This is a genomic window from Pseudoalteromonas shioyasakiensis (assembly GCF_019134595.1).
Classification (GTDB): domain Bacteria; phylum Pseudomonadota; class Gammaproteobacteria; order Enterobacterales; family Alteromonadaceae; genus Pseudoalteromonas; species Pseudoalteromonas shioyasakiensis_A.
In genome coordinates, this window is record NZ_CP077771.1 from 435727 (window position 1) to 460080 (window position 24354).

A 24354-nucleotide genomic window follows, 5' to 3' on the forward strand; every position below is an offset into this window, starting at 1 on the left:
AGTAACAGACAAACAGGAACATAATGAACCAAACAATTAATATACAAGCACTTATAATAACATTAGCACTAGTATCAGGCTGTCAAAAAAATGAAATAAGCGAGCAAGATACAGTACAACAGCCAACAACCAGTTCACAAAAAGAACAACTTTCAGTTAAAGATGTTAAAAAAGCAGTCGAAATCAACAAGCAAAAATCGACGAATGCTTTTAGTAATAATGGTGAAAAAATTACCTTTGATGCACCTACTTTAACCAAAGGCACAGAAGTCTTTAATCACGCAATGCAAGAGCGCGGCATCGCCACTGGGGCAATTTACTTAACGCTAAAAGAAAACAGCTTACCAGTAGAGCTTAGCAGCCAATATACGCTGAAAAAAATGACCAACAAGAGCTATCGCTACCTTGCTGAAAAAGACACTGATTTATTAAAAGTACAAAACGCTTTTAAACAAAATGCCAATGTCGATATTGTTGAAATTAAAGTTGATTATTCGCCAATAAAAGAGGTGATGTAGGTTGGGTACAGCGCAGCGAAACCCAACGTGAAGGAGCTGTCAGCCTTCAGCTATCAGCCGTCAGACGCGCGAAACAAGTTTCACGCCTACATCAAACCGTAGGCGTCATGCTTGCATGGCGTGTCTAACATTCAACGCCATTTAATCAAGCTAACTCAGCATTCAAAAACACCACTTTTCGGCTTAAAGCTTACAGCTTAAAGCTGTTTTACCTACTCCACCACAAAATCAAAATAGGTGGCGGGGTATGCTTGCGGTTGGTAGGTAAAATGCCACCATTCCATTGAATAAGGGGCGAAACCGGCCTCTGTCATCAGGGTCTTCAGTTTATATCGATTGGCTTTTTGCTCTGCACTAATACGTGGGTCGTCGGTGTTCGAAAGGGTGTCGAACATATCAAACGGTGAGCCCATATCAAGCTCTTTGCCTTTCGCATCAACTAACGTTAAATCAATCGTTGAACCACGGCTGTGACCCGACTTAGCGGCGATATAATCACCAAGCAGCTTGTCTTTGCCTAGGTTTGGATAAAACTCATCTTTAGTGCGGGTATCTTCTAAATCGTTAACCCAACGCACAAAGTGATCAACGGCGCGCTGCGGGCGATAACAATCAAATATTTTTAAGCTCAGGCCTTGGGTTTGCGCTGCTATTTGCACATTTTTAAGAGCACTTGCAGCAGTGCTGTGCAATAAACATTTAGGTGCGTTATAGCCATCAACTGGTTTGCCAACAAAGTTGTGATGACCAAAATAACGAATATCTAACACGGCATTCGGTAGCAAAGCTCCTACATCCACAAATTCGCTACGTTTATCATCGCTTGGTGTAGCACAAGCAGCGCTTGCACTCATAAGCGCAATACCTAACAGAGAAGTAGATTTAGTTAAACGAGCCAACAAACTGAATGCCATTTTGATTTTCCATAAATAACTTAATAGTATCCACTATTGCACATTAAATAACTTATTCCAAGATTGAAGGCTCAGAAACTGGAGCAAGATCTTGGCTATATGTTGCATCGACAACCGAGCGGTTGCGACCGGTTTTTTTAGCTTGATATAAAGCCTGATCAGCAAGCTTAAATACTTCATCAATGTTTAATTGCTCAATTGGCCAACCTGAAATACCAATCGATACATTAATGCAGCCAACGGGGTCAATATAGCTTTCTGACACTCGCATGCGCAAACGCTCAGCCAGTTGATATGCTCGTTTTGCTTCTACTCTTGGCATGATCACAATGAATTCTTCACCGCCTGTACGGGCAACCACATCACTATCACGAGTGACATCTAACAAAATTTTAGCCAACGACTGCAGCACCACATCACCAATGTCATGACCGAACTCATCGTTAACCCGTTTAAAATGGTCGATGTCGATAGCCAATACAGCAAAAGGGCAACGTTGAGCTATCAAATGGCTAATTTGCATATCGAGGCTACGGCGATTATGCAGGCAAGTGAGTGGATCAGTTTGCGCTTCTTGACGTAATAGTCCTATTTTACTTTGTAATAGCCCTACCCCTTTTAACATGGCTTTTCTGAGCTCATTACTTTCAAAATACCATGAGCGAATTTGTGCCAGCTCGATTGACGTTGAAGGGCGATCTAACGTATTTGCAGTGTCGGCTAACTGCCTTAATGGCTGAGCAATTAAACGTGCTAATACCCAAATGAATATAAATGTCAGCAAACCTATTGGGGCGGTCTTTACAAACACTTGCCACATTAAATCATCAAGCGGAGCAAGCGTGCTTTAAAGTGGGCGCTGAGTGACGACTCCCCAAGGAGCGACCGTCATAGGTGCGTAGCCTGCAAGCATTTCAACGCCTTTGCTGTTGGTAACAAGCTGTGTGCCGGCGTTTCCTTTTAGTACTTCTTCAATTACTTGGTTATCAAATACTTGCTCACCAATCCGGCTTTTATCTGGGTGATACAGTAAGCGATGATTTTCATCAACCACATACAAATAAGAGCCGTCTTGATAGTAATGAACTTGCAGCAATTCATTAAGGATACTGGTGCGTTTTAAGTATAATGTGCCGCCTACATAGCCAATAAAATTACTTTGTTTATCGAATAATGGCTGCGATATAAAGATCAATAAATTGCCCGCCATCGAAATATACGGCTCGCTGATCATTGGGGTGCGATACGATAAAGCGGCTTTAGTGCCAAAGCTATCTACTTTACGGTTTTGTAGCTTCAATGACTTTGGCGAAACGCCTAAAATATTGCCCTGTGAATTAACAATAATGGTCGAATTAAAACTACTAGTTTGTAGCCTTAATCTGTCTGCTTCAGCATTTATTAAGCCTTGATTATTAAAGTCATCTTCAAGAATTTTACCTACAAAGGCGAGCTGTTGCTGAGCATTAAGTAAAAAGTTATCTGTCGCTGACACCAACTTGGCGGCGTATGCTTTATGATTATTAAGAGTTTTATCTATTAGTTGTTGCTTCTGAACTTGATAGCTCGAGTAATAACTATTTAGAAAGGTTATAAGCGTTGCAGAAAACGCTAACACTAAAATTAAGCGACGTAGATTTAAACCACGACTAAGACTATTAAGCACGGTACTTCTCACACATGGGGCCCAAAGTCCATATCGGGAACATCTAATACCTTTATACTAGCAAGATGTTCTATGTACCTCTATAAAACTTTTGTCATAATTTGATTTAGCGCAAACAAATGAGTGCAATTACTCTAATTAAAGTAGCTCTATTTAATAACTTCAGATACCAAGTGCTCGTTAAACATGAACGACATCAAAGCCACTTACCAATAAAACAGCCGCTATTTAACATATTGAATTTAATAAACTATAAACTTAAGAAAGTTAAAAGAGCGACTAATACATACGATTTATATTGTTCAAAAAGCCGCTTGCTTTGATGTAATAATTTATTACACTGTAAAAACAAAAACACAATAAAGTTTTCCTATGCGCCAACACTGTGCTGAAATAATCAATAAACTCCCTTCACATCGCCTTATGGCGTTAGATGTAATGCGGGGCTTGACTATTACCGCCATGATATTAGTGAATAACCCGGGTAGCTGGGGAGCTATGTATTGGCCTTTGAAACATGCTAACTGGCATGGTTGGACACCTACCGACTTAATTTTTCCATTTTTTATTTTTATTGTCGGCATGTCTATCACGCTATCAGTAAATAGCTTGCGTGCTAAAGGGGTCAGTGAGCAGCAAATACTAAAAGCGGGTGTTATTCGTACCATCAAACTTATTGCCCTCGGTTGGTTTTTAGCCTTGTTTTATTACAACTTTCGAGACCCTTCTTTTAGTTGGCTTACTGACAAGTTATTGCAGCTTCGCGTGTTGGGCGTGCTGCAACGTATCGGTTTGGTGTATTTAGTCGCTCTGTGTTGTTATCTCTATTTATCGCCTAAGAAAATAGCCATTACTTGCATCGCTCTTTTATTATTTTATGGCGCCGCCATGCTTTATATCCCTTATACCTTGCCAAACGGCGAGATAGTGAGTGGCTTATGGTTACATGGCAATAACTTAAGTGCCTTTATAGACAATGCCGTACTTGGTAGCCATCACCTGTATTATGCCAATGCTAAGCCACTGCCATTTGATCCTGAAGGGCTGTTCTCAACACTGCCAGCCATTGCAAGTGCGCTTAGCGGCATGTTGGCTGCGGTTTATTTAACTAAGCAAACCGACCTTAAAAAACAAGCCCGTACACTTATCTTTCTGGGCACATTAGCTGTTCTTGCCGGCTATGCTATTTCGCCATTAACGCCTATCAATAAAGCCTTATGGACGCCGAGCTATGTGCTACTCAGCTCAGGGCTGGCAGCGATTTTCTATGCACTGTGCAGTGCTATTTTAGATATTTATAAGCTGCGTAGTTGGAGCGCTCCATTAATTGTATTTGGTGCGAATGCGATATTATTTTTTATGTTTGCAGGCGTGTTTGCACGGCTATTAATTATGATCCCGCTCGGCGATAGCAGCTTAAAAGGTGGTATTTATAGCCTAATACAATTAGTGATCAGCAATGATTACCTCGCTTCTTTTAGCTTTTCACTGCTGTTTTTAGTGGTGTCTTATGGGGTGATGTACAGCTGCTACCGCAAAGGCATTTTTTGGAAAGTGTAGGCTTTAAAAATAGATGAGCCAGTCAGTAACTGGCTCCACAAATTAGCAATTAAACCCTGTTATATTGCATGGCTTTGTTTATCGAGTAGATACAAAATTGACTGATAACTAATGCCACTGTGTTCAGTTAAACCAATTTCGCAACTGCGGCTATTAGACACGCCGCGATTACAGTTTTTTGGTACTTGTTGTTTAAGGGTTTTTAACGCGTTGCTATTGAGTTCTGGTAAGTTAAAGCCCTTATCACCGGCAAAACCACAGCACTCAATATCAGCAGGAATAATCACCTCATTACTACATGCCTTGGCAAGTGATACTAGGCTTTGCTCTATACCTAATCGCTTAGAACTACAGGTAACATGGAGCATCACCGGCTCATTCACTGGCGTTACTTGTAAATTAGGCAGTAAATGCAGAGCTGCAAAATCAGCACTTTCATAAATTGTGAGTGCCGTATTTTGCGCGGCATTTAGAGTAATAAGTGCACAAGGGCTGGCATCAAAAACGATGGGATATTGGCCATTATTTGAAAGCGCCTCGAGCTCAGTAAGTAACTGCTCACTTTTGTTTTTAGACTCTTTATTAAAGCCTTTACTAGCAAATGGCATACCGCAGCAAAGTGAATCTGCTTGTTGCGGAAGTAGCACTTCATAGCCTGCTTTGGCAGCGAGTGAATAAATAACATCAAGCAGTGGGCGCTTATCATCAGCAAGTTTGTCAGCCGCAAAAACTCGGCTTGCGCAACTTGGCATGTAAACCAACTTTTTCGCTTGTTGGGGTTGGTGAAGTTTTCTATTAATTGGCTGCTCAGCCCTTGGCCACGCCGAGTAATACAGCGGTGTACCAAGCAGCTTATTAGCAGGTTTGCTCAGGCTTCTTAGGTTACTGCTGCCGATTGCTTTTTCAAGCACCTGCATCACGGTTAAACCAAACCGTGCACCCGTAGCAACAACCGCAAAATGCTTGCTAGCAAAGCGTGATAATGATCGCGCAACCTTGTTTGATGAGGCTTGTTCTGCTCTGAGCGATTTTATAAATTCGCCTGTGTTTATCCCCACTGGGCATTTAAGACCACAAAGACCCGTTGCCGCGCACGAATCAATGCCAAGGTATTTAAAGTCAGCCTCAATAACACTGAGCTTTTGATTTAACTTCTGTTTGCTTGCTACATCTTCGGTTGTAAGTAATTGATTGTGCAGCTCTGTGCGGTGTCGCCATAAAGTAATACGCTGTCTCGGTGTTAAGGTAAGCCCTTTTGACGGGCAAACAACTTCGCAAAAGCCACATTCAATACAGGTATCAATAATATCATCACTTTTTGGCATGACTTTTAAATGCTGAGTGTGAGCATTTTTGTCGTGATTAATAATTACACCAGGATTAAGAATGTTGTGTTGATCAAATAGCTGTTTTAGCTTAACCATTACAGCGAAACCATCATCGCCCCACTCTGTTGCTACAAAAGGTGCCATGTTACGCCCTGTGCCATGCTCTGCTTTTAAAGAGCCTTTTAGTTCAACCGCCACTAAGTTCGCCACATCAGCCATAAATTGCTCGTATCGGCTTACTTGCTCTGGTGTATCAAAAGCTTGGGTGAATACAAAGTGCAGATTTCCGGCAAGTGCATGCCCAAAAATAATGGCTTCATCATAACCATATTTAATAAATAATTGATGCAGCGCATTTACGCCCTCAGCTAATTTATCAAGGGCAAAAGCAACATCTTCAATAATCACAGTGGTGCCTGTTTCGCGCACTGCGCCAACCGCAGGAAAGGTGCCTTTGCGAATATTCCAAAGTGCCGCATTACGGGCGCTGTCTGCTGAAAACTCAATCGCTGCCAGTTGGCTTTGCTTAAACTCGGCAAGAAGTTGCTCGGTGATCTTAGTGAGTGCATCAAGAGCCTGTGCATTTTCGGCTCTTAATTCAATTAACAATGCCGCTGATTGCTCTGGGTAGCTGGCCACTTCTTTTGGCATTATGGCATGCTCAGACACCGACATCAGGGCACGTTTATCTAGTAGTTCAACGGCCGCAACATCAAGCTCACTCAGCCTTTGTACCAGCTCACACACCTTGCTGATGTCGTCAAAAATAAAGAAACCGGTGTGTTTGTACTTATGCTCAACTACGGTGTGGTAGGTGATGTCAGCGATAAAAGCTAACGTACCTTCAGAGCCAATAATGAGGTGCTTGATGATTTCGATTGGATCAGAAAAATCCAGCAGCGCATTTAAACCATAGCCCGTGGTATTTTTTAAACGGTATTTATGGGCGATACGCTCACTCAAATCAGGGTTTTGCTTTACGCTATCAACCAGGCTCATTAACTCATCAACCCAAGGGCTATGGCTTTGCAAAAAGGCATTACAGCTTTGGCTATCAGCCGTATTAAGTACAGTGCCATCGGCAAAAATGAGGGTCATATCTTTTACTGTGTGGTAGCTGTTTTGCGCCACTCCACAACACATGCCCGATGAATTATTTGCCGCCATCCCCGCTATTTTACAGCTATTAATTGAAGCGGGATCAGGGCCAATTTTTTTACCAAACGGGGCTAATACTTGATTTACTCGAGCGCCAATAATAGCCGGTTGTAAGCGTATTGCCTCGGCGCCATCAATAATCTCAAACTTGCTCCAACTATCGCACAGTAAAACCAATACCGAATCGGTAATTGCTTGCCCAGATAAACTCGTTCCAGCAGCGCGAAATGTGATGGGTATGTGTTGCTCGTTGGCGGCAATGATCACTTGCCTTGCTTGATTTTGATTGCTCACTAATACAATTAATTCAGGGATTAATCGATAAAAGCTGGCGTCTGTTCCGTACGCATAACGGCGCGAGTAATCTTCTATTAATGCTGACTCTGGTAAAAAAGGTTTAATTTGCTGTTTAAATGCGTGTAATCGAGTTAAAGCCATCTCGCCCCCAGGCTTGTCATATTTACGCTGATGATTATGGAATATATTATTACTTTAAATTGTACTAAAAAGCGACCCATTAAATTGATAAATTATCAACTTGCCACGCTTTTCATCAGTATAAAGGTTTGGTTATTTAAGCCTATTAGCCCTATTTGGTGATCTAACTTAGCTTTTTGCAGTCAGACTGAAAAACCGCTAGGGTAGCAAAAAAATACTGTATTTATATTTAAAAACCCATTAACATCAAGAATAATTTATTCTAAAAACTAAATAAGCGTTTTGCTTTGGAGCTTGCTGTGTTAAATAAGTTTGCACTATCGTCACTGGTTATCGGATTAGGATGTTTCATGCCATTACAATCATCATTTGCTGAGTCTGCAATAACTTTAAAACAACAGTTAGGGCAAAAGCTCATGCTTGACCTACGTTATTACTGCGAGCAAGACCCGGGTGAGCAAAAATGCCGTACACCGGTGACAGAGCTGCCGACCGATTTAGCGAATATCATCACTAAACATAATATTGGTGGGGTGATTTTATTTGCAGAAAATATCGATACCGTGCCGCAAGTGATCAAACTTAATAATGACCTACAAAAAGCCGCTGCTAAGTCAGAGTTAGGCTTACCGCTGTTTATTTCGATAGACCAAGAAGGTGGCCGAGTTGCCCGTATTCCTCGTGATGTAGGTACGTCGTTTACCGGTAACATGTCGATTGGCGCGACCTATAAAGAACATGGTACCCACTTCGCGACTGAGTCTGCACGCATTATTGCCGACGAGCTATTGGCACTGGGTGTTAATGTTAACTATGCACCCACGGTCGATGTAAACATGAACCCAGATAACCCAGTTATTAATGTGCGCTCTTACGGTGAAGATCCGCAATTGGTTGCAAAACTAGGTGGTGCCCAAGTGGCAGGGTTTGAAAACAACGGCGTTATTTCATCGTTAAAGCACTTTCCGGGACATGGCGATACCAATGTAGATAGCCACACGGGCCTGCCAAAAGTAATGCATGATAAAGAAACCATTTGGCAGCAAGATCTCCCCCCTTTTAAAGAAATTATTAAAAACCAACAACCGGGTATGATCATGACAGCACATATCCAATACCCAGCCCTCGACGACAGCACGTTTGTCAGTAAAGAAGGCAAAACCATGATCAAACCTGCAACGATGTCGCGCAAAATCATCACCGACTTATTACGTGATGAACTTGGTTATCAAGGTGTGGTAATCACTGATGCCCTTGATATGGCGGGGATCAGCCACTTTTTTGAACCAATTGAAGCGGTAATAAATACCTTTGCAGCGGGTGTTGATATTGCTCTTATGCCAATCGAAATCAGAAGCCCTAAAGACTTAGCAGTACTTGAAGCCCTGATTGAGCGATTAGAGCAAGAGGTACAACGCGGCACGTTAAATGCCAACGAAATGAGCGCGTCTGCAACACGTATTTTAAAACTTAAAGAAAAGTTTAAACTTACCTCTTCGCTTGATGACGAAGCTGCCATCAAAAAAGCGCAGCTTTTACTCGGTGATCAAAGCCATAGAAAAGTAGAAGCCGAATTAGCATTAGCAGCTATCACCGAAGTTAAAAATGAAAAAAACACCCTACCCCTTAGCATTAAATCGGGCAGTAAAGTGCATATTATTATGCCAGATACCCGTAAATGCTATGCTCTGCAGCAGGCCTTAATTGATAACACTGATAAGCTAATCAGTTTTAGCTGCACGAGTTTGCAAGGCTATGAGAAACTTGCAACATTAAAAGAAATTAACGAAGCCGATATAATCATAGCCGCTAATGCATCACCAAAACAAAGTGCTGTTGAGGTCGGCGGGATGGACGATTTAGCTGATAACCCGGAGCTCGCAATTGCTAGAGCCGATCAATCTGCGGCATTAGAATCATTGCTAAAACAAGCAAAATTAGCCCATAAAAAGACCGTATTTGTAAGCTTACGTGCCCCTTACGATATTGCGCAATTTGGAAAATTTGGCGATGCTGTACTTGCCACCTATGCTTATAATATAGATGTAGATACAGATGAAAAGATTGCTGGTCCTGCTTTTACGGCACTGGCAAACGTTTTACTAGGGAAAGCCCCTGCTAAAGGGCAACTGCCGGTTACTATTAATGACCTGAACTGAGTGTTATTGTAGCAACTATGGGCAAGTGTTAATTTCAAGGAGAGTCACATGCAAAAGAATGCATCTTTAACCACCCCTGCGGCTATTCGAAAAATGGTACGCGAGGGTGACTACACGGGCAATACATCGGGCTTTGCACCGGGCTTTGTGCAAGCTAATTTAGTGATTTTACCTAAACAATACGCGTTTGATTTTTTGCAGTTTAGCCAAGCAAACCCGAAAGCTTGCCCAATCATTGCCACAAGCCGCATACCGGGAGTTACCGATATGCCAACAGTTGGTAAAGACATTGATATTCGTAGCGACTTACCTCGATACCGCATCTTTAAACATGGTCAAATGGTTGAAGAAGTGACAGATATTACGAGTCACTGGCGCGACGATTTAGTCACCTTTTTAATTGGTTGCTCGTTCTCATTTGAAGAAGCGCTGATTGCCGCGGGTCTTGAGATCAGAAACATCAGCGAACAAAAAAATGTGCCTATGTATGTGACCAATATGGCTTGCCAGAGTGCGGGGATTTTTCACGCCAATATGGTTGTAAGCATGCGCCCGATGAAACCTGCCGATGCCATTCGCGCTATCCAAATTTGCAGCCGTTTTCCAAGTGTACATGGTGCGCCAGTGCATTTTGGCGACCCTGCTGCAATTGGCATTAAAGATATCAACAAACCTGAGTTTGGCGATGCGGTGACCATTAAAGAAGGCGAAGTGCCTGTATTTTGGGCCTGTGGTGTTACCCCACAAGTTGCGATTGCCAACGCCGCACCTGATTTTTGTATCACGCATAGCCCAGGGCACATGCTAATCACCGATATTCCAAATAGTAAAATGGCAGCGTTATAAATGACGATGAAACTAAACTGTGACCTTGGCGAAAGCTTTGGCATGTGGAAAATGGGCTTAGACGAGCAAGTTATGCCACATATTGATATGGCAAACATTGCTTGTGGCTTTCATGCTGGCGATGCCGATGTGATGGCAAACACCCTAGCCCTCGCCAAGCAGCAAAAAGTAATGGTTGGCGCGCACCCAAGTTACCCAGATAAGCAAGGCTTTGGTCGCCGCTCAATGGCTATGAGCGAAAAAGAGCTGACCAATTGCCTACATTATCAAATTGCAGCAATTGATGGTATGGCTGCAGTACATGGTTTAACGCTCGAATACGTTAAGCCACATGGCGCATTGTATAACGATATGATGAGTAATGAGCAAACGCTGAATATCGTTATGCGCGCAGTGGCAAGTTATGCAAAGCCATTAAAATTAATGATTTTAGCTACCAACCAAGCTGCCAAACACAAAGTACAAGCAAAAGAGCTTGAATTAGAACTCATTTTAGAAGCGTTTGCCGACCGTCAATACACAGACGAAGGTAAACTTGTTGCGCGCTCTTTAGCCGGCAGTGTACACGACAAAGCGGCGCTAATGGCACAGGTTAAACAGTTAGTTGAACATGGCACAGTTACAACGCGAAGTGGTCAGCAGCTGGCACTTGATGCCGATAGTCTATGTGTTCACGGCGATAATGAAGCGGGTATTGCGCTCATTCAAGAGATCAAAGCACTATGTCAGCAAGTCTAAGCGACGCAGCGCTAAGCCAACAAATTGAAACCATGATGGTTGAACAGAACCCGCGTGGTATGCAGCATTTATACGCAAAACAACTAACGGGGACGTATTTACGCGCAGCAAAATACCTTCATCAAGCACAAGGTACTGTGTTGATAGGTACTGGCTTTGCGGTTAACAATACTTTCGAAACCGACGGCCCAGTTGGAGCGATAGCTCTTTACAAGGTACTCGAAAAGCTTGGTAAACAGCCCATTTTGGTTACTGGCAACCCCCTTTACAGTGCCTTAAAAAATGACTTTAACTGTTTTGAGCTGCCAATTAATAGCATTGATAATGCACACACTTTTAGCATTAAAGCCCTTGCGCAGCTAAAACCTGATTGCGTTTTATCAATAGAACGCCCGGGGCTTAACGAGCATCGGCGTTATTATAATATGCGCGGTATTGATATTTCTGAGCATTGCGGCTGCTTTGACTTTTTTGTGACAGATGCACCTTGCCCAACCATAGCGATTGGTGATGGCGGTAACGAAATAGGCATGGGTAACCTTGCAAAGCATATGCAAGCGCTAAACATCACTCCTTGTTTAACTTCTTGCGATGAACTGTTACTCGCCGATGTATCTAACTGGGCAGCATACGGGCTCATTGCCTTTTTAAGTCGCTGGCATAGCACTGATTTGCTGGCTGATATTGAGCCACTCAACATTTTACATTACCTAAGTGAGCGCGGTAGTGTCGATGGCGTCACCCATAAAAATGAGCTCACCGAAGACGGCCTGCATGCTATGCATGGTCAACAATTAATAACTCGGCTTCGCCAACTTGGCGGCTTTACGACAGAGAATGAGGTTTAACAATGGGCACGGTATACCTAAACGGTGAATACCTTGGCGCTGATGAAGCAAAGATTTCACCAATGGATCGCGGCTTCTTATTTGGCGATGGCATCTATGAAGTGATCCCATCATACCAAGGCAAAATGCTTGGCTTTGGCGCACATATTGAGCGTATGAATAACGGTTTAAACGAACTTGAAATTAAGCTCGATTACAGTGCCGATACATGGCGTAAAATCTGTAATGATTTATGCGAGAAAAACCAAGGTGACAACTTGGGGATTTATTTGCACGTTAGCCGCGGCGCCGACACTAAACGTGCCCACGGTTACCCAACTAATATTACCCCGACCGTATTTGCGTTTGCTTTTGAAATTCCAGCAGAGCCAAAAAGCGACATAGATAGCGCAACAACTTACACCGTATCACTTGAGCAAGACCGTCGCTGGCAACGCTGCCATATTAAATCAACGGCACTGCTTGGCAACGTGATCCATTACCAACATGGTGCAGCAGCCGGTAACAAAGAAACGATTCTATTTAATCGCTTAGAAGAAATTACCGAAGCTAGTTCAAGTAATGTATTTATTGTAAAAGAGGGTGTGATCAGCACGCCACCACTTGATAACCAAATTTTACCGGGAATAACCCGCTGGTTAATCCTCAATATTCTTCACAGTTACAGTGACTTTAAAGTGCAAGAGCGCATTATTAGTAAAGACGAATTACTTGATGCCGACGAAGTATGGATCACCAGCGCCACTAAAGAAGTTGGCCCAGTTGTAAAAGTAAATGGCAAGTTAGTTGGCGATGGTAAACCTGGTGCAGTTTGGCAACAAGTGCAAAGCTTGTTTACCAAGCATAAGTTTGATTACTAATTTCATCGCAATTTTAAACAAACGCCTACTTAAAGTAGGCGTTTTTTTTTAGCTGTTATTTAGTGCTTATTTTATCAAATGGCCAAGCTTGCAATAGGCCGTCACTAGTTTCTGAATACAACTGATTACCATCGTAAGCCACACTCAGAACCGACGTACGTTGGCGCTGTTGTTTAGCTTCGTATTCTGCGATTAATTCACCATCTGCAACGCGGTATAAACGCATCTTCATTTTTGGTGAGCCCGTTAATAGCCATTTATCTTGATTGATAAATTGCGATGCGGTGAACTCAATAAAGTTAGAGTATGAGGCCACTTCTGATAGCTCTTTTTTATTGGTTAAATCAAAGAAAACGCGATCATCAACCGAATCAATTGCAAAGCCCAAGCTTGCTGTTTTATTTAAAGTAACGTGATTCACTCTAGTCGCTAAACGCTCTTCAAAGCGAGTACTGCCATCACTCGTTGACCAAAGTTTTACGTACTTGTCGCTCGAGCCGGTAAACGCCCACTGACCATCAGCCGATAACGCCACGCTATTAATATCTAAGCGATGAATATCAAAACGCTTAGTATCGCCTGTGCGGGTGTTTATCACCTCAGCCTTGCCGCTACGATAAGCGATAACCAACGTATCGCCTACGGCTGAAATAGCGATGTCTCTGGCGATTTCTTGCCCGGTAAGCCAAGTGCCAATACTACGCCCAGTGCGAGTATCGTATAAAGTCACCGATAATCGATTTGAAATGAAAAAACGAGATTTGTTAGCGCTAAAGCCCACAAGCTCAACATGTTCAGCGCCCTGCCCTGTTATACAATCGTATAAACGCGCTTTTAACTGATTATCCCAAACGCACACCTCAGATTGGGTTGCCACTAACGCGTGACTCGCATCCTCGGTTAGCGCCGTGGCACTTAGTAGCTCATTGCCATGGGCAAATTCGCTACTAGCAGGGGCAGTAAACACCTCACCTCCACCACAGCCCACAAGGCTCAGTGAAAATACACAGCAAAGAGGTTTAAGCAGTTTCGACGTCATGATCATTCTCAATTTTTATAATTATTTTTGTATTTGAGCAGTGTAATGAAAATAAGCAGAAGTTGGTAGAGGAACTAGCTGTCAGCTTTCAGCCGTCAGCCATCAGCCATCAGCCATCAGATTGAGAGTCGATAGATTTAAGTCGTTAGTGGTTAGATAGAACGAGTAACGAAATGCGAGGTAGGAGGTGCTTTAGCGCCGAACAACAGCTGCCTCATCACTGCTTAAGATAACCCCACGATTTTCTTGTAGGCGTGAAATTTATTTCGCGCGACTTTTTGCGAGTTGTAGGTCGTGCTTTAGCGCGTTTTCTAAAAAGTTCGCTTTGCTTACCATGAAATCTATTGTTCTAGTTAGTGCTTGAAACAGATTCACAATTAACAGTCGATTTTTTTGATGTTTTATCTAACTTACGAGTTACTAACAGCTCCTCGTTTTCAACGGTTAAACTTACATTTTTATACCAATCATCAAAACTGGCTTTGGTTGCACTAGCTGGTAATTCAAATCCAAACGCGGAATCAATCTGCTCTAAACTTGTTGGAATTTCTTTCTTCAAACACCAGTATAATCCACTCAAAGCGCCAAAAAGATCGTCTGGTTCTTCTGCGTATACGGGATGCCAAACTAAACAAGAGACAAAGAGATACACTAATTTTTTCATAATTCTGTACATTTACTATGAATTGCTATCACCAACATGTGTATAAAACACCGGAGCTTGTCAATTATGAGCAGGCATACTTTAACAGTTCTACTCATAACTACCTAAAAATCAGTGTAAATGAGCCATAGTGCTCTAAGCTGCTGACACTTACTTTTATTATCTAAAGCTTCTGCTACGTTTGCTAGGCCCTGTTTACTAGAGCCTAGCGCCTGTTAACTTTACTCTTTCTAACTTTCCCCTTGCTACCTTTTGAATTTCAATCTGATAGCTGACGGCTGAAAGCTCACTCCCCTCACCCATGCGTAAAACAAAACACATTTAATTTGTTACCGTCTAGGTCTCTAAAGTATCCCGCATAAAAGCCGGGCATTTCGCGTGGGCCGGGGGCACCTTCGTCTGTGCCACCTAATTCTATGGCCTTTTTATAAAAGGCATCTACTTGGGCTGGGGTTTCGACTGCCAGAGCAATCATAGTGCCGTTACCTACTGTGGCTTTTTCATCGTTATAAGGCTTGGTAACCGCAAATCCGGGCTTATCTTGACCTGTGCTCCATGCGACAAAGCGGTCAGTTTCTAAAAAGCGCTCGGCGTTTAGAGTGGCGAACAATTCATCGTAATACTTTACTGCTTTAGCTAGGTTGTTAGTGCCTAACATTGTGTAACCTATCATTGTGTGCTCCTTACTTTTTAAGTGTCTGTACTCAACATAAAAGGGAAATGACCATCTGTCTATTGATTTCTCCATTCATCGCAATGGACTATATTTCTGATGGTTGTTACTTTATAACAGATTAAACACTGCTCACTAACAAGGAAATAAAATGAAGTTTAAAACGTCTTTAGCACTGCTTGCAGCAGCTAGCTTTTACAGCCATGCAGGAGCTAGCAATACCTTTCAACTTGAAAATGTTTTTGATCTTGAATACGCCAACCAAATAGAAATGACAAAAAATGGCGATACAATTTACTTTGTGCGTAATCGCATGGATATCAAAAGCGACCGTAAAGTCAGTAATATTTGGTCAGTAAACCCAGATGGTAAAACCATGCTACCGCTAACGTCTGGCGTGCATATGGACTACTCTCCGGTATTGTCGCCAGATGAAACTCGTTTAGCGTTTATTTCTACCCGAGATGGTAGCAGCCAAATCTATGTAAAATGGTTAAAAACCGGTAACGTAGCAAAAATTAGTAACCTAACGCAAAGCCCTGGCGGATTAACTTGGACGCCAGATGGCAAACAATTGGTGTTTAGCCAGTTTGTGCCAGCAAAATCAGCAAGCCCAATTTCTTTACCGGGTAAGCCTGAAGGCGCTAAGTGGGCACAGCCAGCTAAATATATTGACGATACCTATTACCGTGCCGATGGCGGTGGCTACTCTGAAAAAGGCTATCGTCACTTTTTTATCATCAGTGCAACGGGCGGCAATGCACGTCAATTGAGCGCTGGTGATTTTGACCATGGTGGTGCTATTAGCTTTAACGAAAAAGGCGATGCGTTTTATTTTTCGGCTAATCGTCATGAAGACAATGAATTACACCCAACTGAATCTGAAATTTATAAACTTAGCTTAGCGGATCGTTCAATTACCCAAATAACAGACCGTAAAGGCCCAGATTCACGCCCTAAAGTCTCTCCAAATGGTCGCTACCTGGCATACACAGGCTATGACGACAAAAAGACTAACTATGAAAACAGCGACATTTATTTACTTGATTTGAAATCAGGAAAAACCTCAGTACTCACTGCTGATTTAGACCGAAGTGTCGAAAGCATTAAATGGGATGATAGCGGCAGAGGTCTTTATTTTAGCTACGATAGTGAAGGTAAAACACACCTAGCTTACCAGCCGCGTAGTGGTAAACATAAGGTGATTACCTCAGAGATTGGTAGTGTCGCCTTTGGTCGCCCATATTCAGGTGGTGACTTTGATGTGAGCGAAGATGGCGAAGTTGCATTCACACTTGCAGATACCCAGCGCCCAGCTGATGTAGCATTAATTAAGCGCGGTAAAACCGCGCGTTTAACGCAATTAAACGAAGATGCACTGGGCGACAAAGAGCTGGCTAAGGTTGAAGAAATTTGGGTTAAATCAAGCCACGACGGTTTGGCTATTCAAGGTTGGATTGCTTACCCACCGGGTTTTGATAAAAACAAAAAGTACCCACTTGTATTAGAGATCCACGGCGGTCCTGTTGCAAACTACGGCCCTCACTTTAGTCCTGAAGTACAACTATACGCAGCCAAAGGTAATGTTGTACTTTATATGAACCCGCGCGGCAGTGACTCATATGGTAAAGAGTTTGCGCAAACAATTCATCATAACTACCCAAGTAATGACTTTGATGACTTAATGACAGGTGTTGATGCTGTCATCAATAAAGGCTTTATTGATGAGAGTAAGTTGTTTGTTACCGGCGGTTCAGGTGGTGGTGTTTTAACTGCATGGATTGTAGGTCATACAGACCGCTTTGCAGCAGCTGTTGTTGCTAAACCTGTTATCAATTGGATCAGCTTTGTACTAACTGCTGACTTCTACCCTTTCTTTGCTGACTATTGGTTCCCAGGTAAGCCATGGGACAATATTGAGCATTATATGAAGCGCTCTCCAATTAGCTATGTGGGCAATGTGAAAACACCAACTATGCTGTTAACTGGCGAATCAGACTATCGCACCCCGATTTCTGAAACCGAGCAATTTTACCAAGCATTAAAGCTACAAGGTGTTGATACAGCAATGGTGCGTATTCCTAATGCCTCACATGGTATTACCGCTCGCCCATCAAACCTGATGACCAAAGTCGCCTATATTCAATGGTGGTTTGATAAGAACAGTGGAAATGATTAACGACATCGAGCGAAGCGAGAACGTTTCATTTGCGCAAGGTGAACTGATTTCGTGACGCGGTTTCGTTTAACTTATCTCAAATTGTATTAAGCGCGGCTTTATGCCGCGTCATTTAATAAAACCATAACGCGGGGTAAACCCGCTGCTACTTTCTAACTTTCCTCTTTCTAACTTTTGAATTTCAATCTGATAGCTGACGGCTGAAAGCTGATAGCTCTCTTTTTCTGTAAACCCCCTTTACAGTCAAAATGTGAGTAACTCCTTACATACATTTTTCAAATATCGGACATTAATCCAAAAGCAGTTAGTAAAAAATCGGTTTATAGCCAAAATCAGTAACTTGAGTTAGTAAAAAATCGGTTTGTGCCGCTAAAAACCTAGCTTCAGTTAGTAAAATTTTGGTTTGTAAGGATGTTGAGTTGGTAAAAAATCGGTTTATGGCTTGAGTGAGTTAATAAAAAATCGGTTTATAAATCGCAAGATTTTACAAAACAGCATTAAATTGCCGTTTATATGACCTAATTTTAGCCATTCTAGAGGCTGTAATCAGGCAATAAGCCCTAAATTAAGGCTCATAAGGCGGAGGTAGTTAAATCCTGATCTAAAATTCTTAGGCTGGTAAATGCGTGATCTGTATTTTTATAAAGCTAGTAAATGGCTGATCCAAGACTTGGTTAAAGAGTGATCCGAACTACGATGTGCGAGGTAGCAGATTTTACATCACGTCCTAGAACCTAGAGCCTGACGGCTGACGGCTGACGGCTGATGGCTGATGGCTGATGGCTGATGGCTGATGGCTGAAAGCTGACGGCTGATGGCTGATGGCTGAAAGCTGACGGCTGATGGCTGAAAGCTGACGGCTGATGGCTGATGGCTGAAAGCTGATGGCTGAAAGCTGATGGCTGAAAGCTGATGGCTGAAAGCTGACGGCTGAAAGCTGATGGCTACAAATGAAAAAGGGCCCGAAGGCCCCTAACAACATTATTGAATAGCTATAAAGGAAATTACAACTTGGTTAGAACTGGTTCATGGTATTTGCTTCACCACCGGCTTTAAGCGCATTTTCACCAGAGAAGTACTCTTTATGAGTATCACCAATGTTAGAACCTGCTAGGTCTTGGTGTTTCACTGATGCTTGCTCACGGCGGATTTCTTGACGTTGTACGTCGCGAACATACGCTAGCATACCTAGGTCACCGAAATAGCCTTCTGATAGAATATCAGTGCTTAGCGCCGCTGTATGGTAAGTTGGTAACGTGATTAAGTGATGGAAGATACCCGCTTCACGTGCACCATCTTTTTGGAAGTTTTGTACAAGTACGTCTGCTGCCGCTGCAAGCTCTGTGTCATCCATTTCTGGAGCCATTAATGCTTTATTGTCATCGATACTTGGGTAAGCAGATAGGTCTTTACCTTGTTCTTGCCACTCAGCATATACTTGCTCACGGAATTTAAGTGTCCAGTTGAACGACGGTGAGTTGTTGTATACCAGCTTAGCATTTGGTACTTGCTCTTTAACGCGGTTTACAAGCTCAGCGATTTGTTTAACGTTTGGCTTTTCTGTTTCAATCCACAGTAAGTCTGCGCCTGATTGTAAGCTAGTTACACAGTCAAGAACTACGCGGTCTTTCTCTGTGCCTTCACGGAACTGGTATAAACCATTATCTAAACGTGTTGGTTTGCAAAGCTGACCATTCAGCTTCATTGCTGTGTCGCCTTCGTTTAAGTCATCTACACTGTTTACTGGTGTTGTTTCTAGGAACGACGTGTATTGGCTAGCAAGGTCACCAGGTGTTTTAGATACAGGCACTTTTTGAGTAAGGCTTGCACCTAATGAGTCAGTACGTGCAACGATAACGCCGTTATCAATACCAAGCTCTAAGAATGCGTAACGAACAGCGTTAATTTTTGCTAGGAAATCTTCATGCGGAACAGTTACTTTACCAGCTTGGTGACCACATTGTTTTGCGTCAGATACTTGGTTCTCGATTTGGATAGCACATGCACCCGCTTCAATCATCTTTTTAGCAAGTAGGTAAGTTGCTTCTTCGTTACCAAAACCCGCATCGATGTCAGCAATAATTGGCACAACATGGCTTTCAAAGTTGTCGATTTTATCTAATGCAGCTTGAACGTCACCACCGTTTGCTTTCGCTTGGTCTAGGTCTTTGTAAAGATGGTCAAGCTCACGTGCATCAGCTTGCTTTAAGAAAGTGTAGATTTCTTCGATTAGCGCTGGAACAGATGTTTTTTCATGCATACTTTGGTCTGGTAATGGGCCAAACTCAGAGCGAAGTGCCGCAACCATCCAGCCACTTAGGTATACATAGCTGCGTTTAGTTGTTTTGTTATGACGTTTAATTGCCATCATCATTTGTTGTGCAGTGAAACCATGCCAACAACCTAATGATTGTGTGTATTGGCTGTGGTCAGCATCATAGGCTGCCATGTCTGCTCGCATAATGTCTGCAGTGTATTGAGCAATGTCTAGACCCGTACGAAAACGGTTTTGTAAGCGCATACGGCTTGCGTATTCTGGGTTGATTGACTGCCACGTTTTGCCTTGTGTTTGACATAAAGTAGCTAAGTTATCGGTTTCGCGTTGATATGTTGTCATAATAAAATCCTTCGAACGGGTTATCTATTTTTTGTTAGTGAGAGTGGCTACTTGGCGTTTGCTTCGTAGCGCTTAATTCAACATTAGGCGGATTTTTCGGATTTAGTAAATTTATAGTTGTTATTGCCACTATATTTTTAGTGAATGGTAAATAGCCTGCTTATTAGCCTTTTTTACGATATGGTTGAACCATGAATGATCAAATTAAGCTCGTTTAAAGGACATTATTATGACCACTCTCTCACTTAACGGTTTAAGCGTTGATCAACAACTTGCACAGTTTGTTGAGCAGCAACTTTTACCTGGAACAGGCATTAGCACAGACACTTTTTGGCAAGGTTTTGCTAATATCGTCAATGAATTAACGCCAATCAATCGTGCGCTTTTAGAAAAACGCGAACAACTGCAAGCTAAGATTGATGACTACCATAAGCAGCAGCCGGTATGGGATGCGGCTAACTATCAAGCATTCCTTGAAGAAATTGGCTACCTCGTTCCTGAGCCAACTAGTTTCAGCATAGAAACAGAGCAGGTTGAGCCTGAAATCGCAAGCACTGCAGGGCCGCAGCTTGTTGTGCCAGTAAGCAATGCACGCTTTGCCTTAAATGCAGCAAATGCTCGCTGGGGCTCTTTGTATGATGCGTTATACGGCACTGATGTATTAAGTGAAGATGACGGCGCTGAAAAAGGCTCTACATACAACCCTGTACGTGGCTTTAAAGTGATGGCTTACGCCCGCCAGTTCCTCGATAAAGCATTGCCTTTAGCAAATGGCTCACATATCGAAAGCACCAGCTATTCGGTGGTAAATAATGAGCTTTTAATCACATTACGTGACAGTAGTCAGGTTCGTTTAGCAAACCCTGAACAACTTATTGGCTACCAAGGTGAAGCGCAAAACCCAAGCGCTATCTTACTGAAAAATAATGGCTTACATGTAGAACTGCAAATAGACCATCATCATCCAATCGGCCAAGCAGATAAAGCAGGCCTTAAAGATGTATTACTTGAAGCAGCCCTTACAACGATTATGGACTGTGAAGATTCTGTTGCTGCAGTTGATGCCGAAGACAAAGTAAACGTTTATCAAAACTGGCTTGGTTTAATGCAAGGTAATCTAGTAGAAGCATTTAACAAAGGCGGTAAAACCATTGAGCGTCGTTTAGCACAAGACCGCCAATATCAAAGTGTAAATGGCGAAACAATCACACTAAAAGGCCGTAGCATGATGTTTGTGCGTAATGTTGGCCACTTAATGACTAACCCAGCTATCCAAGACAGCGAAGGCAATGACGTGTTTGAAGGCATTATGGATGCCATTATCACTAGCACCGCAGCACTTCATGACTTAAAAGGCACAGGTAGCCTTAAAAATTCAACGGCCAATAGCATTAATATTGTTAAACCAAAAATGCATGGCCCAGAAGAAGTGGCATTTACAAATACTCTATTTACACGTGTGGAGCAGCTGTTAGGCTTACCAGTTAACACCATTAAAATGGGTATTATGGATGAAGAACGCCGTACATCAGCTAACTTAAAAGCCTGTATTTTCGAAGCTAAAAAGCGTGTTGTATTCATCAATACCGGCTTCTTAGACCGCACTGGTGACGAAATTCATACTTCAATGCAAGCAGGTGTAGTACTGCCAAAAGGCGCTATTAAACTTGAGCCTTGGATCAGCGCATACGAAGACCGTAACGTAGATATTGGTCTTGCAACTGGCCTTAGTGGTAAAGCACAGATAGGTAAAGGCATGTGGCCAATGCCAGATAAAATGGCGTTAATGATGGAACAAAAAAGTGGTCACCCGAAAAGTGGTGCAAATACCGCGTGGGTGCCCTCTCCTACTGCTGCAACACTGCATGCCATGCATTATCATGATATTGATGTATTTGCCTGTCAAAAAGCGCTTATGGATCGCAAAGAAGCAAGCCTTACAAGCTTACTCACTCCGCCGCTTATGAAAGATGCCAGCAGCTTAAGCAAAGAAGATATTCAAGCCGAACTTGATAACAATGCACAGGGTATTCTAGGTTATGTTGTGCGTTGGATTGACCAAGGTATTGGTTGCTCAAAAGTACCAGACATCAACCATGTCGGCTTAATGGAAGACCGTGCCACACTGCGTATTTCAAGCCAGCACATGGCCAACTGGCTGTATCATGGCGTTTGTTCTGAAGAGCAAATTAGAAAAACCATGGCACGCATGGCGAAAGTTGTTGATGGTCAAAATGAAGGTGATCCGGCCTACAATAATATGGCTGATTCAGCCGAAACTTTAGCACAAAGCGTTGCTTATCAAGCAGCTTTAGCCCTTGTATTAGAGGGAGTTAAACAACCTAGTGGCTATACTGAACCATTATTGCATGCGTTCCGTATAAAGTATAAGTCGTTAAATTAGCCACTACACAACTCCCCTTCGAGTTCCATGTGTCGTTCATAGCAGCCCAAGGGCTGCTTTTTTTTGACTAATATCAATTGAAATCATAACGACAGTGAATAGCCACCATTCATGGCATAATAAAAATCTATTAAAAAAGGGGCATTTGTTACCAAATGCCCCTTTTTACATTCTAATTTTTTAAAAATTAGTTTTTGACAATCGCATTGTGATAAACGTTTTGAACGTCATCACAGTCATCAAGCATAGAAATAAACTTTTCAAAGTTTGCGATATCATCTGGATCAGTGATGTCTGTATGAACTTGTGGAACAAACGTGATTTCGTCTACTTCAAAGTTAATACCTTCAAATGCTTCTTCAAGGGCTGTTTTTGCTTTGTAGTACTCAGTATGTGGAGCGAATACTGACACTTTGCCGTCTTCTACTTCTACATCAGTTACGTCTACATCAGCCATCATTAACGCTTCAAGTACAACTTCGTCGTCATCACCTTCAAAGCCTAAAACAGCGAAGTGATCGAACATATGCGCAACACAACCCGGTGTGCCAATTTTTGAATCTGTTTTTGTAAACGGTAAACGTACATCTTTGATAGTACGGTTAGGGTTATCAGTTAAACAGTCTACAATTACCATACAGTTACCTGGGCCATAGCCTTCGTAACGTGCTGGAGAATAGTCTTCCCCTGCTCCACCGGCTGCTTTTTTGATTGCATTATCGATTACGTGTGCTGGAACTTGGTCTCTTTTTGCACGCTCAATAATACGTTTTAGCGCTTGGTTAACTTCTGGATCTGGTTCGCCATTTTTAGCAACAACGTAGATTTCTTTACCGTACTTAGAATTTACTTTAGTTTTTGCATTGGCTGTTTTAGCCATGGCGTTTTTGCGGACTTCAAATGCTCTGCCCATCTTATGCCTCTATGAATACATTTGATAATTGCCGATATTTTAGCAACTCATGACGGCTTGGGCTAGTACTAGGACATTTTGAAAAATAAAAAACTAACAATTAATCTCAGGAAAAATAAAAAACAAGGCTATTTAACATAACACCTTATTTTCTTGGAATGAGTCAACCAAAGTAGGTAGTTCTGAAAAATGATGCATTACATAATCGGCCTGATTCGCATACTCAGGAATTTCATCTGGTGCGTACAAGCAAGCACGCATATTGGCATTATGCGCAGCCTGAATATCAAATAAGTAATCGCCAACATAAAGTAACTCTGATTGATCAAGCTCCCATAATGTCGCAATCGCATTTAAAGCACTTGGATCAGGCTTAGCTGGCGCATCAGAGCGAGTCAGCACAGTCTCTATTGGTAAGGGGTTATTCTTTAATTTAATAGCAGCTGCACGGTCGTAGTTACGAGTCACAATCGCCATCGGGATGTTATTTTCTTTCAGTCTCGTAATAGCCTCAGCAACGCCTGGTAATAAATGAGCGTGTTGTGCATCTATGAGTTCGTGCTGATGAACAATATTCATCGCTTCTTCACGCATGTAAGGCGAAGGTAATGATGCAATGTAAGCAAGTAAGTCATTCTCAACAGGACAGCCTACCTGCGCTTTGATCAATGAAAAATCTAACTCTGATGAAACCAAAGTACCATCTAAGTCAAAGATTACACCACGGATATTGTTGTCATGGATAGTCATATAAATCCCTGTATATGAGAATTGGGAAAATTTTGAAGCCCATTAATAAGATAGTTTACGAAATGGGTTAATTAAAGGATCA

Annotated in this window: 19 protein-coding genes; 9 read left to right on the forward strand and 10 right to left on the reverse strand. The window is 42.3% G+C overall.

The window, feature by feature from the left end; genetic code table 11:
• Nucleotides 1–23: 23 nt before the first annotated feature.
• Nucleotides 24–518, forward strand: coding sequence for a hypothetical protein (locus tag KQP93_RS19385; protein WP_217877444.1), 495 nt, complete (start codon nucleotides 24–26; stop codon nucleotides 516–518).
• A 212-nt stretch (nucleotides 519–730) separates the two neighbouring features.
• On the opposite strand, the gene KQP93_RS19390 is transcribed toward KQP93_RS19385, so the two are convergent.
• The 3 genes from KQP93_RS19390 to KQP93_RS21650 are packed head-to-tail and all read right to left on the reverse strand — an operon-like array spanning nucleotide 731 to nucleotide 3098.
• Complete coding sequence (locus KQP93_RS19390; RefSeq protein WP_217877445.1) at nucleotides 731–1432, reverse strand: M15 family metallopeptidase; 702 nt, start codon at nucleotides 1430–1432, stop codon at nucleotides 731–733.
• Between the two features lie 52 nt (nucleotides 1433–1484).
• Entirely contained in the window at nucleotides 1485–2243 is a 759-nt protein-coding gene (locus KQP93_RS21645; RefSeq protein ID WP_369598767.1) for a GGDEF domain-containing protein, read from the reverse strand.
• A 36-nt stretch (nucleotides 2244–2279) separates the two neighbouring features.
• Nucleotides 2280–3098: a cache domain-containing protein gene (locus KQP93_RS21650; protein WP_369598768.1), complete on the reverse strand. Its 819-nt coding sequence runs from the start codon at nucleotides 3096–3098 to the stop codon at nucleotides 2280–2282.
• Nucleotides 3099–3470: 372 nt separating this feature from the next.
• On the opposite strand from KQP93_RS21650, the gene KQP93_RS19400 reads away from it, so the two are divergent.
• The gene (locus KQP93_RS19400) at nucleotides 3471–4658 is read left to right on the forward strand and encodes an acyltransferase family protein (protein WP_217877446.1); all 1188 of its coding nucleotides are present in this window, start codon (nucleotides 3471–3473) and stop codon (nucleotides 4656–4658) included.
• Nucleotides 4659–4717: 59 nt separating this feature from the next.
• Here KQP93_RS19400 and KQP93_RS19405 read toward each other — a convergent pair whose 3' ends face one another.
• Entirely contained in the window at nucleotides 4718–7582 is a 2865-nt protein-coding gene (locus KQP93_RS19405; RefSeq protein WP_217877447.1) for an FAD-binding and (Fe-S)-binding domain-containing protein, read from the reverse strand.
• Nucleotides 7583–7932: 350 nt separating this feature from the next.
• On the opposite strand from KQP93_RS19405, the gene KQP93_RS19410 reads away from it, so the two are divergent.
• From KQP93_RS19410 to KQP93_RS19430, 5 genes are read left to right on the forward strand one after another with little or no spacing between them, the layout of a single operon-like run.
• On the forward strand, nucleotides 7933–9741 hold the full coding sequence (locus tag KQP93_RS19410; RefSeq protein ID WP_217877448.1) for a glycoside hydrolase family 3 protein: 1809 nt from the start codon (nucleotides 7933–7935) through the stop codon (nucleotides 9739–9741).
• A 48-nt stretch (nucleotides 9742–9789) separates the two neighbouring features.
• Complete coding sequence (locus KQP93_RS19415; RefSeq protein ID WP_217877449.1) at nucleotides 9790–10587, forward strand: putative hydro-lyase; 798 nt, start codon at nucleotides 9790–9792, stop codon at nucleotides 10585–10587.
• Between the two features lie 6 nt (nucleotides 10588–10593).
• Nucleotides 10594–11325: a 5-oxoprolinase subunit PxpA gene (locus KQP93_RS19420; protein WP_217877473.1), complete on the forward strand. Its 732-nt coding sequence runs from the start codon at nucleotides 10594–10596 to the stop codon at nucleotides 11323–11325.
• The gene (locus KQP93_RS19425; protein WP_217877450.1) at nucleotides 11310–12173 is read left to right on the forward strand and encodes a glutamate cyclase domain-containing protein; all 864 of its coding nucleotides are present in this window, start codon (nucleotides 11310–11312) and stop codon (nucleotides 12171–12173) included. Before KQP93_RS19420 ends, KQP93_RS19425 begins: the two co-directional genes overlap by 16 nt.
• Before the next feature lie 2 nt (nucleotides 12174–12175).
• The gene (locus KQP93_RS19430) at nucleotides 12176–13033 is read left to right on the forward strand and encodes an aminotransferase class IV (RefSeq protein ID WP_217877451.1); all 858 of its coding nucleotides are present in this window, start codon (nucleotides 12176–12178) and stop codon (nucleotides 13031–13033) included.
• A 55-nt stretch (nucleotides 13034–13088) separates the two neighbouring features.
• Here the strand turns inward: KQP93_RS19430 and KQP93_RS19435 are convergent, their stop codons facing one another.
• The 3 genes from KQP93_RS19435 to KQP93_RS19445 form a co-directional block, all read right to left on the reverse strand.
• On the reverse strand, nucleotides 13089–14072 hold the full coding sequence (locus KQP93_RS19435; protein WP_217877452.1) for a WD40 repeat domain-containing protein: 984 nt from the start codon (nucleotides 14070–14072) through the stop codon (nucleotides 13089–13091).
• 349 nt (nucleotides 14073–14421) lie between these two features.
• Entirely contained in the window at nucleotides 14422–14736 is a 315-nt protein-coding gene (locus KQP93_RS19440) for a hypothetical protein (RefSeq protein ID WP_217876819.1), read from the reverse strand.
• Between the two features lie 295 nt (nucleotides 14737–15031).
• On the reverse strand, nucleotides 15032–15409 hold the full coding sequence (locus KQP93_RS19445) for a VOC family protein (RefSeq protein ID WP_055021764.1): 378 nt from the start codon (nucleotides 15407–15409) through the stop codon (nucleotides 15032–15034).
• Nucleotides 15410–15560: 151 nt separating this feature from the next.
• On the opposite strand from KQP93_RS19445, the gene KQP93_RS19450 reads away from it, so the two are divergent.
• On the forward strand, nucleotides 15561–17588 hold the full coding sequence (locus KQP93_RS19450; RefSeq protein ID WP_217876820.1) for a S9 family peptidase: 2028 nt from the start codon (nucleotides 15561–15563) through the stop codon (nucleotides 17586–17588).
• Between the two features lie 1015 nt (nucleotides 17589–18603).
• Here KQP93_RS19450 and KQP93_RS19455 read toward each other — a convergent pair.
• On the reverse strand, nucleotides 18604–20205 hold the full coding sequence (locus KQP93_RS19455) for an isocitrate lyase (protein WP_217876821.1): 1602 nt from the start codon (nucleotides 20203–20205) through the stop codon (nucleotides 18604–18606).
• A gap of 229 nt (nucleotides 20206–20434) precedes the next feature.
• On the opposite strand from KQP93_RS19455, the gene KQP93_RS19460 reads away from it, so the two are divergent.
• Nucleotides 20435–22609, forward strand: coding sequence for a malate synthase G (locus KQP93_RS19460; RefSeq protein ID WP_440590146.1), 2175 nt, complete (start codon nucleotides 20435–20437; stop codon nucleotides 22607–22609).
• 187 nt (nucleotides 22610–22796) lie between these two features.
• Here the strand turns inward: KQP93_RS19460 and KQP93_RS19465 are convergent, their stop codons facing one another.
• Together KQP93_RS19465 and KQP93_RS19470 are read right to left on the reverse strand one after the other, a co-directional pair.
• Nucleotides 22797–23522, reverse strand: coding sequence for a YebC/PmpR family DNA-binding transcriptional regulator (locus KQP93_RS19465; protein ID WP_217876822.1), 726 nt, complete (start codon nucleotides 23520–23522; stop codon nucleotides 22797–22799).
• A gap of 132 nt (nucleotides 23523–23654) precedes the next feature.
• Nucleotides 23655–24272 (reverse strand): HAD family hydrolase, encoded by a 618-nt coding sequence (locus tag KQP93_RS19470; protein ID WP_055021253.1) that lies wholly within the window; start codon nucleotides 24270–24272, stop codon nucleotides 23655–23657.
• Between the last annotated feature and the right edge of the window lie 82 nt (nucleotides 24273–24354).